Consider the following 13440-nt stretch of genomic DNA (forward strand, 5'->3'; position numbering starts at 1 on the left):
CTTAGCACGCGCCATCTCAAAACAAAACGGGACAAGCCCCCGCCGGAAGCCAGCACGAAAAAACGGCGCCCCAAGAACGCCGCCCCACAACAGCCTAGCTCTACCCCCCAGGGCACAGCGGATCCGGCTCCGCCGGTCCGCCAGCAGAGGTCCCCCAGACCCGGATTCGGCAAGAGCCCGACGCTCCACGCCGAGAAACTCTCCCAGACCCAGGGCACAGCGGATCCGGCTCCGCCGGTCCGCCAGTGCCGCCCCCTGGGGGGCGCGCGTCAGCGCGTAGGGGGGGGCTCCATCACATACTCCAATCCATCAACCCCGCCGCATTGCGTACCAGGGTGCGCAGGCCCGCGAAGGCCTCGTCCAGAGAATGGCCACTGGTGTTGTAGCGGGCGTCGGCCTTGGCGTAGAACGCGGCGCGGCCGGACAGAATGCGCTTGAGGTCCTCCATCGCCTCGCGGCTGCCCGACATCGGACGGAAATCGCCCTGGGCCACGACGCGGCGCATGTGGTCCTCGGGATCGGCCTGCAGCCAGATCGTGTAGCAATGGGTGAGCAGCAGGTTGAAGGTCGAAACGTCTGACACGAGCCCGCCCGGCGTGGCGATCACGACCTCGGGATGGATCTGCACGGTCTCTTCGAGCGCGCGCCGCTCGTAGCGCCGGTAGGCGTTGGCCCCGTAGAGGGAATGGATTTCGACGATGCTGCAGCCGGCCACCTTTTCGATTTCCCGGCTGAGCTCGATGAAGGTATAGCCCAGGTCCTCGGCCAGCATCCGGCCCAGGGTGGACTTGCCGGCGCCGCGCAACCCCACCAGCGCGATGCGCGACAGGCGCGAACTGCTGTCACGGCGCGAGCCGAACATCTCGGTCAGCGCATTGCGGGCACGGTGCAGGTCGGCTTCGGACCTTCCCTCCAGCAATTCGCGTATCAGCAGCCATTCGGGGCTCGTGGTGGTGACGTCGCCCAGGATTTCCGCCAGCGAACACTGCAGGGCCTGGGCCACCTGCTGCAGGATGAGGATGGATGCGTTGCCCGTACCCAGCTCGAGGTTGGCGAGATGGCGCTCGGAAATGCCTGCCGCCGAGGCCGTGGCCTTGCGCGTCAGGCCGCGCCGCGCCCGCAGCGTACGGATGCGTTCGCCCAGGGTGACCAGGAAAGGCTCTTTGGCCGGCGCGTCGTTGGCGGCGACGCGGCCTGCTTCGGAAACCGCCTCTTCGTTCATCGAAACTCACTCGCAAGATGATGCGCGCCCCTGGGATTTACCCGCAGGATGCAGTTTTCTTTTTGACATGACCCGACCATGCCGCGTATTGTCTCGACACGCAGACATGCACGATACTTCATGAACCGTGATCACACAACATGAAATCCAGTATGCCTGAGGAGACGAATTCATGCGCGATTCATTTGAATCCCTGGTCCGGACGATAACGCAGTCCATTGCCGGCCGCCCCGTGGACGGCACGCTCGAAGACTACCTCAACCGGCACCACGGTCCCGGCTCGGACTGGTTCCGGGACATGACCCGCGCCTGTGAGACCGGCGTGCGCGAGGGCTGGCTCTGCAACCGCGAAGCAGGCGGGGTGCGCTATGGACGCATCGTCAAGCCCGGCCCCGAATCCGCCGGCTTTTCGGTCGACGTGGTCGACATGGCCGATTTGGCCGGCCCGCATCACGTGCACCCGAACGGCGAGATCGACATGGTCATGCCCCAGACCCCGGATGCCCGCTTCGATGGCACCCCGGCGGGCTGGAAGGTCTATCCGCCCGGCAGCGCCCACCGTCCCACCGTGGCGGGGGGACGTGCACTGGTCCTTTATCTGCTGCCCGAGGGCGCCATCGAGTTCACCCGATCATGAGCGAATTGCTACCTAACTATGTCGCCGGCCGTTGGCAGGCAGGCACCGGGCCGGGCACGCCGCTGCTCGACCCGGTATTGGGTACCGAGCTGGCGCGCGTCTCCAGCGCCGGCCTGGACCTGGAGGCCGCTTATGCCCACGCTCGCGAGCAAGGCGGCGCCGCCCTGCGCGCGCTGACCTACGCCCAGCGAGCCGGCCTGCTGGCCGCGGTGGCCGACGTGCTCAAGGCCAACCGCGACCGCTACTTCGACATCGCGCTGGCCAACTCCGGCACCACCCGGCGCGATTCCGCCGTCGACATAGACGGCGCCCTGTTCACCCTGGGCCAGTACGCCCGGTGGGGCGCGGCGCTGGGCGATGCCCGCTGGATGGTCGATGGCGAGGCCGTCCCGCTGGCCAAGGACGGTTCATTCCGCAGCCGGCACGTGCTGGTGCCCACCCGCGGCCTCGCCCTTTTCATCAACGCCTTCAATTTCCCGGCCTGGGGCTTGTGGGAAAAAGCCGCGCCGGCGCTGCTCTCGGGCGTGCCGGTCATCGCCAAGCCGGCCACCGCCACGGCGTGGCTGGCGCAAGCCATGGTGGCCGACGTGATCGCCGCCGGCGTCCTCCCGTCCGGCGCCCTGTCCATCGTCTGCGGCAGCGCCCAGGGCCTGCTCTCGCCGCTGCAGCCCTTCGATGTGGTGTCGTTCACGGGCTCGGCCGATACTGCCGCCACGATCCGTTCGCACGACGCCGTCGTCCGGCGCTCGGTGCGCGTGAATATCGAGGCCGACAGCCTCAACAGCGCCCTGCTGCTCCCCGATGCGCAGCCCGGCTCGCCCGCGTTCGACCTGCTGGTCGACGAGGTCGTGCGCGAGATGACGGTCAAGTCGGGCCAGAAGTGCACGGCCATCCGGCGCGTCTTCGTGCCGGCCGCCAGCTACGCCGCGGCCGGCCAGGCCATTGCCGCGCGGCTTGCCCAGGTCACGGTCGGCAACCCGCGCAACGAGGCGGTGCGGATGGGCGCCCTCGCCAGCCGCCAACAATGGGAAAGCGTGCGCGCCGGCATCGCCGAACTGCGCCGCCATGCCGAGGTGCTCCACGACGGCGCGGCGACGCCCTTGGTGGATGCCGACCCGGCGGTGGCCGCCTGCGTCGGGCCCACCTTGCTCGGCGCGGCGGACGGCACTGCAAGCGCCGTCCACGATGTCGAAGTGTTCGGGCCGGTGGCCACGCTGCTGCCCTACGGTGACCTGCCGGACGCGATGCGCCAGGTACGGCTGGGGCAGGGTTCGCTGGTGGCATCGCTCTACACCGGCGATGCCGGGCTCGCCGCGCGGACCGCCCTGGACCTGGCCGATAGCCACGGCCGCCTGCACGTGGTCACCCCCGAGGTGGGCGCCACGCACAGCGGCCACGGCAATGTCATGCCCATGTCGCTGCACGGGGGTCCAGGCAGGGCCGGCGGCGGCGAAGAGCTGGGGGGCCTGCGGGCGCTCCAGTTCTACCACCGCCGCGCCGCGATCCAGGGCGCCGGCGCCGTGCTGGACGGGCTGAACCCGAGCGGCGGCGCCTAGCGCCGCGAGGCAAGATCTGGAGCGCATCCGGCGCAAGGTCCGCCAAGAGGCCGCCGGGAGCCAAGCACTGATTGGATGAACGAGGAGACGACCATGCCTGCCGATTGTGCCGCCCCGCCGGCGGATTTCAATTTCGCCGGCCACCTGCTGGCGATCAATGCGGACCGCGCCGCCAAGACCGCCTACATCGACGACCGCGGCCGATTGACCTACGGCGAACTCGACGAGAAGGTCCGCCGCGCCGCCGCCGCCCTGCTGGGCCTGGGCATCCGGCCCGAGGATCGCGTGCTGCTGTTGATGAACGACTGCACCGACTGGCCCGTCACCTTCCTGGGGGCGCTCTATGCGGGCGTCGTGCCGGTGGCGGTCAATACGCTGCTCACGCCTGCCGACTACGCCTACATGCTCGAACACAGCCGCGCTCGCGCGGTACTGGTTTCGCGCGCCCTCCTGGCCAAGGTCTCGGCCGCGCTCGGCACGTGCCGGCACTGCGTGCAGCACATCATCGTGTCGCGCGACGGCGCCGACGCCGACCTGGGCGGCACCCTGGACTTCGACGAGTGGCTGGCAGGGCGCGAGCCCTTGGCGGCCCCGGCGGCGACGCTCGCGGACGAGCCCGCTTTCTGGCTGTACTCGTCGGGCTCCACCGGCAAGCCCAAGGGCACCGTGCACACCCACGCCAATCCCTATTGGACCGCCGAGCTCTACGCCAAGCCGGTCCTGGGCATGTGCGAAAGCGACACGGTATTCTCGGCAGCCAAGCTCTTCTTCGCCTATGGGTTGGGCAATGCGCTGACCTTCCCGCTCAGCGTCGGCGCCTCGGTCGTGCTGATGGCCGAGCGTCCCACGCCGGAAGCCTGTTTCGCGCGGCTGACCCGGTTGCGCCCGACCATCTTCTGCGGCGCCCCCACCGGCTATGCCGGCATGCTCGCCAGCCCCGCGCTGCCGGCGCGGGCCGATGTCGCGCTGCGCTTGTGCTCCTCGGCCGGCGAAGCGCTGCCGCAGGAGATCGGCGAACGCTTCACGGCGCACTTCGGCTGCGAGATCATCGACGGCATCGGCTCCACCGAGATGCTGCACATCTTCATTTCCAACCGCGCCGGCGACGTGCGCTACGGCACCACCGGCAAGCCGGTCGAGGGCTATGAAGTGGAGCTGCGCGGCGAGGACGGCAAGCCGGTCGGCGTGGGCGAAATCGGCGACCTCTACATCCGCGGCCCGAGCTCGGCGCTGATGTACTGGAACAATCGCGACAAGAGCCGCGAGACCTTCCAGGGCGCCTGGACCAAGAGCGGCGACAAATACAGCCGCGATGCCGACGGCTACTACACCTATGCCGGCCGCAGCGACGACATGCTCAAGGTGAGCGGCCAGTACGTCTCGCCCTTCGAGGTCGAGGCCACGCTGGTGCAGCACCCCGCCGTGCTCGAAGCCGCCGTGATAGGCGTGGCCGACACCGACGGCCTGACCAAGACCAAGGCCTACGTGGTGGTCAAGCCCGGGCAGCAGGCGGACGATGCGCTGGCGGCCGAGCTGAAGGCGTTCGTGAAGTCGCGCCTGGCGCCCCACAAGTATCCGCGCCAGATCGAATTCGTCGGCGACCTGCCCAAGACCGCGACCGGCAAGATTCAGCGATTCAGGCTGCGCGAGCAGGAAACCGCCCAGGCTGCACAGGGGGTACATGCATGAGCACGTCCGCACGGCCGCCCGAAAGGCGCGCCCCCTCCCTTGGGGAGGATGTCCGCGAGACCCTCGGCGCCGGTCTGGCCCGGTCCGCCTCCTACGCGGCCTCCGGCCTGGCCGATGCACATCCCACCCGCTTTGCCGACGTATCGTGGGACGGCAAGCGCCACGACATCGAATATGTCTTCATCGCCCCCCAGCGCACGCAGCAGCCGCTGCTGGTGTTCCTGCACGAAGGGCTGGGCTCGGTGGCGATGTGGAAGGACTTCCCCTATGCGCTGTGCGAGGCGGCCGGGTGCCGCGGGCTGGTCCTGTCGCGCTGGGGCTATGGCCAATCGAGCCCGCGCCCGGGCCACGAGAAATGGCCGACCGATTTCATGCACCGGCAGGCGCGCCACTTCCTGCCCGCCTTCTTCGAGGCGATCGGCCACGATACGCGGACCGACCGTCCCTGGTTCTATGGCCACAGCGACGGCGGCTCGATCGCCCTCATGCATGCGGCGGCCTTCCCGGATCGCGTCGGCGGGCTGATCGCCGCCGCGCCCCATCTGTTCGTGGAATCGGTCACCCTGGCCAGTATCGAGCAGGCCCGCGACGGCTACGTCACCACCGACCTGCGCAGCAAGCTCGCCCGCTACCATGCCGACCCCGACTCGGCTTTCTGGGGCTGGAACGACGTCTGGCTCAACCCCGAGTTCAAACGCTGGAATATCAAGGCGCTGTTGCCCGACATCCGCTGTCCCGTGCTTGCCGTGCAGGGCTACGACGACGAGTACGGCACCATGGCCCAGATAGACGGCATCGCCGAGGAGGTCCCGCACGCCGAATTGCTGAAGCTGGAGGATTGCGGCCATTCGCCGCACCGCGACCAGCCGGCGCGCCTGATCGAAGCATGCGTGGCGTTCATGCGGCGCCACCACACGTAGCACCCCTGTCCGGCACGCCGCCGGACGTCTGCAGCGGTGCGCAGTCGCAGGGCGCATCGACTTTTTCCACCAAGAACAGGGCGGCCCGAACCATGCCGTACATCCGCCCACCAGGAGACTCGCGATGAACGCTTCAAAACGCAAATTCACCGTCCTCGCCGCCGCCATGTTCGCCGCGTCGTGCCTCGCGTCGACGGCCTCCGCACAGGGCTCCGGCAAGGTCAAGGTCGGCCTGATGCTGCCCTACACCGGCACCTACTCCGCGTTGGGCACCGCGATCGAGAACGGCTTCCGGCTGTACGTGCAGGAGCAGGGAGGCAAGCTGGCCGGGCGTGAAATCGAATACTTCAAGGTGGACGACGAGTCCGATCCGGCCAAGGCATCGGACAACGCCAACAAACTCGTCAAGCGCGACCAGGTCGACGTGCTGGTCGGCACCGTGCACTCGGGCGTGGCCATGGCCATGGCCAAGGTCGCCAAGGACAACAAGACGCTCCTGATCATTCCCAACGCCGGCGCCGACGACGTCACGGGCCCGCTGTGCGCGCCCAACATCTTCCGCTCCTCGTTCAGCAACTGGCAGCCCGCCTACGCCATGGGACTGGTGGCCGCAACCCAGCTCAAGCACAAGACGGCCGTCACGCTGAGCTGGAAATACGCCGCCGGCGACGAATCGACCAACGGCTTCAAGGAAGGCTTCGAATCGAAGGGCGGCAAGGTCATCAAGCACCTGAACCTGCCTTTCCCCAACGTCGAGTTCCAGGCGCTCCTGACTGAGATCGCCGCGCTCAAGCCCGACGCGGTCTACGTCTTCTTCGCCGGCGGCGGCGCGGTCAAGTTCGTCAAGGACTATGCCGCGGCGGGCCTGAAGGACAAGATCCCGCTGTATGGCGCCGGCTTCCTGACCGACGGCACGCTGGAAGCGCAAGGCGCGGCCGCCGAGGGCCTGCTGACCACGCTGCACTATGCCGACGGCCTGACGCTGCCCAAGGACAAGGCGTTCCGTACGGACTATGCCAAGGCCTACAAGCTGCAGCCCGACGTCTATGCCGTGCAAGGCTACGACGCCGCGCAATTGCTGGACGCCGGCCTGAAGGCGGCGGGCGGCGACATCAGCAAGCGCGACGCCGTCGTCAAGGGCATGGAACAGGCCAAGATCGACAGCCCGCGGGGCCCGTTCACGATGTCCAAGGCCCACAACCCGGTCCAGGACATCTACCTGCGCAAGGTCGAGAACAAGACCAACCAGGTGGTGAACGTGGCGGTGAAGGCGCTGGCGGACCCGGCTCGGGGCTGCAAAATGTAATCCCCCCTACGCGCTTACGCGCGCCCCCCAGGGGGCGGCACTGGCGGACCGGCGGAGCCGGATCCGCTGTGCCCTGGGGGACTGCCGGGCTGGCGGGGATTCCCCATTGCTGCACGCCTTGGATGGGGTTTCCCTCACGTTGCGCGGGGGCGTGGGGAAGAGTGGAATGGAGCAACGACGCGTCGGCCGGCGGCGCCGGTCTGACGGGAGCGCGGGATGGATTTGACGACTTTTTTGATTCAGTGCCTGAACAGCGTGCAGTACGGGCTGCTGCTGTTCCTGATCGCCAGCGGGTTGACGCTGATCTTCGGGATCATGGGCGTCATCAACCTGGCGCACGGCAGCTTCTACATGATAGGCGCCTACATGGCGTTTACCCTGTCGTCGATGACAGGCAATTTCGTGCTGGCGCTGCTCCTGGGAGTGGTATTGGCGGTGGCGTTCGGCTATGTGCTGGAGTGGTGTTTTTTCAGTTTCCTGTACGAACGCGAACACCTGCAGCAGGTGCTGATGACCTACGGCCTGATCCTGGTGTTCGAGGAAATGCGCAGCATCATGGTGGGCGACGACGTGCACGGGGTGCCGGTGCCAGGCTGGCTCTCGGGAGGCATCGCCATCGGCAACGACATGACCTATCCCGTCTATCGGCTGTTTATTTCGGGCGTGTGCGTGCTGCTGGCCGTGGCGATGTACGTGGCGCTCAAGAAGACCCGGCTCGGCATGATGGTGCGCGCCGGGGCGACCAATCGCGAGATGGTGCAGTCTCTGGGCATCAACATCTCGCTGCTGTATCGCATTGTCTTCGCGGTGGGCGTGGCCATCGCGGTGCTGGCGGGCATGATCGCCGCGCCGGTCTCGTCGGTGTATCCGGGCATGGGAGGATCGGTGCTTATCATCTGTTTCGTCGTCGTGGTCATCGGCGGCATCGGTTCGATCAAGGGCGCCCTGGTGGCCTCGCTGCTGATCGGATTCGTCGATACCTTCGGCAAGGTGTTCTGGCAGCAGGCCGCCGGCGCGCTGATCTATGTCCTGATGGCGGCCATCTTGCTTTGGAAGCCGGAAGGCCTGTTCAAGCAAGGTACCTGATGTCCCCCCTACGCGCTTCGCGCGCCCCCCAGGGGGCGATGCGGGTGGACCGGCGGAGCCGGATCCACCGCATCCTGGGTCTAGGGCGGGTTTTTTGGATTGTGGCGCTGGTGCTTCGCTGGCAGCCACGGTGTAGCAATTTAAGAAAGTCTCACTAGACCCAGGGCGCCGCGGATCCGGCTTTGCCGGTCCGCCAGCGCCGCCCCCTTGAGGAGGGCGCGCCAAGCGTGGAGGGGGTGGGCCCTCCCTCCAGCGCCGCCCCCTTGAGGGGGACGCGCGAAGCGCGGAGGGGGTGGGCTTCGCACAACATTGGAATACGGAATGAAAGCTTCTTCCCTTATTGCCTGGATTGTGGCGCTGGCGGTACTGGCCTTGCTGCCGGTGCTGCCTGAGCCGATCGGCACGCCGTTCCACGTCGAGCTCGGCACCAAGGTGCTGATCATGGCGATCTTCGCCGTCAGCCTGCAATTGCTGGTGGGCTACACCGGCCTGGTCAGCCTGGGTCATGCCGCCTACTTCGGCGCGGCCGCCTATGCCGTCGCCATGCTGACGCCGCGCTACGAAGCGGGCAACGGCTGGCTGCTGCTCCTGGCGGCGATAGGCTGCGCGGCGCTGCTGGCGCTGTTGATCGGCTTCCTGGTCATGCGCACGCGCGGCATCTACTTCATCATGGTCACGCTGGCCTTCGGGCAGCTGGTGTACTTCGTATTCCACGACGTGGAGGCTTTCGGCGGCAGCGACGGCACCTACATCTACAACAAGCCGGCGTTCGCGGTGGCCGGCCGCGGTCTGGTCGACCTCGACCAATCCTCGCAGTTCTACTGGTTCACGCTGGCGGGGCTGGTGCTGACATTGGCCGTCCTGGGGCTGGTGCTCCGCTCTCGGCTGGGGCACGCGCTCGTGGGCATCAAGCACAATGAGCCGCGCATGCGGGCCGCGGGCTACAACACTTTCGCCTATAAACTGGCGAGCTTCGTCATCGGAGGCGCGCTGGCCGGGCTCGCCGGCTTCCTCTATGCCACCCAGCACGGCTACGTCAACCCTGAGCTCGTGTCCTGGCACCAGTCGGGCAACGCGCTCCTGATGATCATCCTGGGCGGGCTCGGCAGCCTGGCGGGCGCGGTCGTGGGCGCCTTTGCGTTCGTGTTGCTGGCCGAATGGTTCCAGGATCTGACCAAGCACTGGCAGTTGCTGATGGGCGGATTCATCATCCTGGCCGTCGCCTGGATGCCGCAGGGCCTGGCCGGCGGTTTCGCACGCCTGCGCATGCCGCATCGCGGCCGCCCGCGGCCGCTGGCGACGCCCGCTACGGCCGCCCCGGCCGATACCTCTCCCAACCCTTCCCCGGCCACGGAACAGACGACATGACGGCAGTGCTCCAAGCCCAGGGCCTGAGCCGCCACTTCGGCGCGCTCAAGGCCATCGACAACGTATCGCTGTCGCTCGCCCCCGACCGCATCCATGCCGTGATCGGCACCAACGGCGCGGGCAAGTCGACCCTCATCCACCTGCTGTCCGGCGAGCTGCCGCCCACGGCCGGCCAAGTCCGCCTGCACGGCCGCGACATCACCGCCTGGTCGCAGCCCCGCCGCGCCCAGGCCGGCATAGGACGCAGCTACCAGCGCAACACGATCTTCCTGCCGCTGACGGTGCGCGAGAACTGCCGGCTGGCCGCGCAGGCGCGGACACAGCGCCCCTGGCAATTCTGGCAGTCGGCGCAGGACTGCCGCGCCAGTTGCGAACGCGCCGACGAGGTGATGGAGCGGGCCGGGCTGACCGCGGTGGCGGGCAAGACCGCCGCCAGCCTGTCGCACGGCCAGAAGCGGCAGCTGGAGGTGGCGATGTGCCTGGCCACCTCGCCCACGGTACTGCTGCTGGACGAACCGCTGGCCGGCATGGGAGCGGAGGAATCCGAACGCATGCTGGAATTGCTGCGGCGGCTGCGGCAAGGCCACGCCATCCTGCTGGTCGAGCACGACATGGACGCGGTGTTCGCGGTGGCGGACGACATCACCGTGATGGTCAACGGCAGCCCTATCGCCAGCGGACTGCCGGCGGAGGTGCGCAGCAACCCGGACGTCCAGGAAGCCTACCTGGGCTCGGCCCACTGACCCCTTCGCCCGGAGAAAAGGAATACAGATGGAAGCGCTCATCGACGCCAGCCAGGTCCATGCCTGGTATGGCAGCAGCCACATCCTGCACGGTGTGGATTTCCGCCTGGGCCGCGGGGAGACCGTCGGCCTCCTGGGCCGCAACGGCATGGGGAAATCCACGCTGATCCGCACCCTGCTCGGCCACGTCAAGCAACGCGACGGACGCATCTCGATAGGCGGCCGCGACCTGTCGCGCGGCAAGCCCTACGAGGCGGCCAAGGCCGGCGTCGCCTACGTGCCCGAGGGCCGGGGCATCTTCCCCAACCTGACCGTGAAGGAAAACCTCGTCATGGCGGCGCGCCGCGGCGTCGACGGCCAGGCGGACTGGACGCTGGACCGGGTTCTCGCCACTTTCCCCAGGCTGACCGAGCGCCTGGGCAACCTGGGCTGGCAGCTCTCGGGCGGCGAACAGCAGATGCTGTCCATCGGCCGCGCGCTGATGACCAACCCGAGCGCCATCATCCTGGACGAGGCAACCGAAGGGCTGGCCCCGCTGATCGTGGCCGAGATCTGGCGGGTGATCGGCGACATCCGGCGCAGCGGCCTCGCGACCCTGGTGGTAGACCGCAACTACCGGATGGTCATGGCCAACTCCGACCGGCTGGTGGTGATGGAGAAAGGCCGCATGGTGCTGGAGGGCCGGGCCGAGCACCTGCGGCACGAGCCGGAAGCGCTCAGCCGCTACCTGGGGGTGTAGGCCCCCCGCTCAGTCGTCCCCGCCGTCCGTCTGTTCCGGCGGGATCTCGAACACCTGCCGCAGATACGCCAGGTACGCCTTGTCTTCGCACATGGTCTTCTCGGGCGTGTCGGACACCTTGGCCACCGGCTGGCCGTTGCACTTGACCATCTTCATGACCACCTGCAGCGGCTGGTAGCTCAGGTCGTTGGTCAGGTTCGTGCCGATGCCGAAGGCCGTGGTGCAGCGGCCCGCGAAATGCTTGGCCAGCTTGATGGCCAGCGGGAAGGTCAGGCCGTCGGAGAACACCAGCGTCTTGGCGCGCGGATCGACCCGGTTCTGCTTGTAGTGTTCGATCAGGCGCTCGCCCCAGCTGAAGGGATCGCCCGAATCGTGGCGTGCGCCGTCGAACAGCTTGCAGAAGTACATGTCGAAGTCGCGCAGGAAGGCGCTCATGCCGTACACGTCGGACAGCGCGATGCCCAGGTCGCCGCGGTATTCGCGCGCCCAGACCTCGAAACCGTAGATCTGCGAATCGCGCAGGCGCGGGCCCAGCCCCTGGCAGGCTTGCAGGTATTCGTGCGCCATGGTGCCCAGCGGCGTGAGGCCGTGCTTCATGGCGAAGTACACGTTGCTGGTGCCGGCGAAATTCTCCCGCATCTGGTCCTTGAGCGTGATGACCACTTCCTCGTGCCAGGCCTTGGAGAAACGCCGGCGGGTGCCGTAGTCGGCGATGTGGAAATCGCGCAGCGCCGGGTCGCCGCGCACCATCTCCACCTTGCTCATCAGGCGCTGCCGCCCTTCGGCATAGGCTGGCACCAGGTGGTTGTTGCGGAAATAGACCTCGTTGATGATGGCGAGCACCGGGATCTCGAACAGGATCGTGTGCAGCCAGGGCCCCTGGACGATGATGTCGAGTTCCCCCGGCGATGCCGACTTGGCGACCGAGATGCAGCGCTTGGGCAGGTGGAACAGCCCGAGGAAGTCGACGAAGTCGCTCTTGATGAAGCGCAGGCTCCCGAGGTAGGCCAGCTCTTCCTCGGTGAAGCGCAGTTCGCACAGGGCTTCGATTTCTTCGCGGATCTCGTCCACATAGGGATGCAAGTCGATTCCCGGCGTGCGGCACTTGTACTTGTATTCGACCTGCGCGGCGGGAAAGTGATGCAGGACGACCTGCATCATGGTGAACTTGTAGAGGTCGGTATCCAGCAAAGACGTGATGATCATGACTGCGGGCCGCTCTGGTTGCCATAGGGAGTGCCGATGTTGCCGCCCGCCATGCCGTAGACGTGTTCGGCGCCGGGAAACGCGCCGGTCTCGACTTCCTGGACGTAGCGGCGGAAAGCCTGCAGCACGGCGTCTCCGCCCGCCGGCGCCCCGACCATGTAGTTCTTGACGAACTTGGCGGGCGTGGCGGTCAGGCCCAGCATATCGTGCATGACCAGCACCTGCCCGGAACAGGCCACCGAGGCGCCGATGCCTATGGTGATGAGCCCCACCGCCTCGCATGCCTGGCGCGCCACGGGATCGGGCACGGCCTCGATCACCATCATCGCGGCGCCGGCCGCCTCGACCGCCTTGGCGTCGGCCACGATGCGCCGGGCTTCGGCGTCCTCCTTGCCCTGCACGCGATAGCCGCCCAGCGCGTGCACGTGGGAAGGCAGCAGGCCGATGTGGCCGCACACCGGGATGCCGCTGCGCACCAGCAGCTCGATGGTGGGCGCGAGCTCGGCGCCGCCTTCGATCTTGACCATCTGCGCGCCCGCCTGCATCAGCGTCACCGCGTTGCGCAGCGCCTGCTGCGGGCTTTCCTGATAGGTGCCGAAGGGCATGTCGGCGAGCAGGAACGGCCGCCGGGTGCCCCGGGCCACGCACGAGACGTGGTAGGCGATATCCTGCAATTGCACCGGCAGCGTGGAGTCCCTCCCTTGCACGAGCATGCCCAGCGTGTCGCCGACCAGGATGCAATCGACCTCTGCGTCCTCCATGACCTTGGCGAAACCGGCGTCGTAACACGTCAGCATGGAAATCTTGCGGCCCGCGGCAAGCTTCTTGCGCAGGGCGTTCAGGGTGGATCGCATCGTACGGTCTCCAGTGATGCCTGTTGTGCGTAACCAGGGAAAATAGCACAAGAGGGGATTTACCCGCGGCCAAGGCCACCCTGCCGGAATGGATAAGCCCGGGCGGCGCCGGCC

Annotated in this window: 12 protein-coding genes; 9 read left to right on the forward strand and 3 right to left on the reverse strand. The window is 67.5% G+C overall.

What is annotated here, in order from left to right; translation table 11 throughout:
* Positions 1 to 292 precede the first annotated feature (292 nt).
* Entirely contained in the window at positions 293 to 1222 is a 930-nt protein-coding gene (locus CDO44_RS16405) for a helix-turn-helix transcriptional regulator (protein WP_087781334.1), read from the reverse strand.
* A gap of 172 nt (positions 1223 to 1394) precedes the next feature.
* On the opposite strand from CDO44_RS16405, the gene CDO44_RS16410 reads away from it, so the two are divergent.
* The 9 genes from CDO44_RS16410 (at position 1395) to CDO44_RS16450 (ending at position 11266) form a co-directional block, all read left to right on the forward strand.
* Complete coding sequence (locus CDO44_RS16410; RefSeq protein WP_087781335.1) at positions 1395 to 1859, forward strand: DUF4863 family protein; 465 nt, start codon at positions 1395 to 1397, stop codon at positions 1857 to 1859.
* Positions 1856 to 3415 carry a 3,4-dehydroadipyl-CoA semialdehyde dehydrogenase gene (locus CDO44_RS16415; protein ID WP_087781336.1) on the forward strand — a complete coding sequence of 520 codons (1560 nt, stop codon included), beginning with the start codon at positions 1856 to 1858 and terminating at the stop codon, positions 3413 to 3415. The genes CDO44_RS16410 and CDO44_RS16415 overlap by 4 nt, the downstream gene beginning before the upstream one ends.
* Positions 3416 to 3508: 93 nt before the next feature.
* Complete coding sequence (locus tag CDO44_RS16420) at positions 3509 to 5104, forward strand: benzoate-CoA ligase family protein (protein WP_233146220.1); 1596 nt, start codon at positions 3509 to 3511, stop codon at positions 5102 to 5104.
* Positions 5101 to 6024, forward strand: a complete 924-nt coding sequence (locus tag CDO44_RS16425; protein WP_087781338.1) for an alpha/beta fold hydrolase — start codon at positions 5101 to 5103, stop codon at positions 6022 to 6024. Before CDO44_RS16420 ends, CDO44_RS16425 begins: the two co-directional genes overlap by 4 nt.
* Before the next feature lie 124 nt (positions 6025 to 6148).
* The gene (locus tag CDO44_RS16430; protein ID WP_087781339.1) at positions 6149 to 7330 is read left to right on the forward strand and encodes an ABC transporter substrate-binding protein; all 1182 of its coding nucleotides are present in this window, start codon (positions 6149 to 6151) and stop codon (positions 7328 to 7330) included.
* 216 nt (positions 7331 to 7546) lie between these two features.
* The gene (locus CDO44_RS16435) at positions 7547 to 8416 is read left to right on the forward strand and encodes a branched-chain amino acid ABC transporter permease (RefSeq protein ID WP_087781340.1); all 870 of its coding nucleotides are present in this window, start codon (positions 7547 to 7549) and stop codon (positions 8414 to 8416) included.
* Positions 8417 to 8737: 321 nt separating this feature from the next.
* Positions 8738 to 9784 carry a branched-chain amino acid ABC transporter permease gene (locus CDO44_RS16440; protein WP_087781341.1) on the forward strand — a complete coding sequence of 349 codons (1047 nt, stop codon included), beginning with the start codon at positions 8738 to 8740 and terminating at the stop codon, positions 9782 to 9784.
* Positions 9781 to 10527: an ABC transporter ATP-binding protein gene (locus CDO44_RS16445; protein ID WP_087781342.1), complete on the forward strand. Its 747-nt coding sequence runs from the start codon at positions 9781 to 9783 to the stop codon at positions 10525 to 10527. Before CDO44_RS16440 ends, CDO44_RS16445 begins: the two co-directional genes overlap by 4 nt.
* 28 nt (positions 10528 to 10555) lie before the next feature.
* Positions 10556 to 11266 carry an ABC transporter ATP-binding protein gene (locus CDO44_RS16450; protein WP_087781343.1) on the forward strand — a complete coding sequence of 237 codons (711 nt, stop codon included), beginning with the start codon at positions 10556 to 10558 and terminating at the stop codon, positions 11264 to 11266.
* A 9-nt stretch (positions 11267 to 11275) separates the two neighbouring features.
* Here CDO44_RS16450 and pncB read toward each other — a convergent pair whose 3' ends face one another.
* Complete coding sequence (gene pncB, locus CDO44_RS16455; RefSeq protein WP_087781344.1) at positions 11276 to 12472, reverse strand: nicotinate phosphoribosyltransferase; 1197 nt, start codon at positions 12470 to 12472, stop codon at positions 11276 to 11278.
* On the reverse strand, positions 12469 to 13326 hold the full coding sequence (gene panB, locus CDO44_RS16460) for a 3-methyl-2-oxobutanoate hydroxymethyltransferase (RefSeq protein ID WP_087781345.1): 858 nt from the start codon (positions 13324 to 13326) through the stop codon (positions 12469 to 12471). The genes pncB and panB overlap by 4 nt, the downstream gene beginning before the upstream one ends.
* Between the last annotated feature and the right edge of the window lie 114 nt (positions 13327 to 13440).

This window comes from Pigmentiphaga sp. NML080357 (assembly GCF_002188465.1).
GTDB lineage: Bacteria > Pseudomonadota > Gammaproteobacteria > Burkholderiales > Burkholderiaceae_B > Pigmentiphaga.

What these genes read in the sequence shown, in the direction of transcription:
- CDO44_RS16405 (WP_087781334.1), bottom strand. Translation starts at nt 1,222, where the DNA reads ATGAACGAAGAGGCGGTTTCCGAAGCAGGCCGCGTCGCCGCCAACGAC.
- CDO44_RS16410 (WP_087781335.1), top strand. Translation starts at nt 1,395, where the DNA reads ATGCGCGATTCATTTGAATCCCTGGTCCGGACGATAACGCAGTCCATT.
- CDO44_RS16415 (WP_087781336.1), top strand. Translation starts at nt 1,856, where the DNA reads ATGAGCGAATTGCTACCTAACTATGTCGCCGGCCGTTGGCAGGCAGGC.
- CDO44_RS16420 (WP_233146220.1), top strand. Translation starts at nt 3,509, where the DNA reads ATGCCTGCCGATTGTGCCGCCCCGCCGGCGGATTTCAATTTCGCCGGC.
- CDO44_RS16425 (WP_087781338.1), top strand. Translation starts at nt 5,101, where the DNA reads ATGAGCACGTCCGCACGGCCGCCCGAAAGGCGCGCCCCCTCCCTTGGG.
- CDO44_RS16430 (WP_087781339.1), top strand. Translation starts at nt 6,149, where the DNA reads ATGAACGCTTCAAAACGCAAATTCACCGTCCTCGCCGCCGCCATGTTC.
- CDO44_RS16435 (WP_087781340.1), top strand. Translation starts at nt 7,547, where the DNA reads ATGGATTTGACGACTTTTTTGATTCAGTGCCTGAACAGCGTGCAGTAC.
- CDO44_RS16440 (WP_087781341.1), top strand. Translation starts at nt 8,738, where the DNA reads ATGAAAGCTTCTTCCCTTATTGCCTGGATTGTGGCGCTGGCGGTACTG.
- CDO44_RS16445 (WP_087781342.1), top strand. Translation starts at nt 9,781, where the DNA reads ATGACGGCAGTGCTCCAAGCCCAGGGCCTGAGCCGCCACTTCGGCGCG.
- CDO44_RS16450 (WP_087781343.1), top strand. Translation starts at nt 10,556, where the DNA reads ATGGAAGCGCTCATCGACGCCAGCCAGGTCCATGCCTGGTATGGCAGC.
- pncB (WP_087781344.1), bottom strand. Translation starts at nt 12,472, where the DNA reads ATGATCATCACGTCTTTGCTGGATACCGACCTCTACAAGTTCACCATG.
- panB (WP_087781345.1), bottom strand. Translation starts at nt 13,326, where the DNA reads ATGCGATCCACCCTGAACGCCCTGCGCAAGAAGCTTGCCGCGGGCCGC.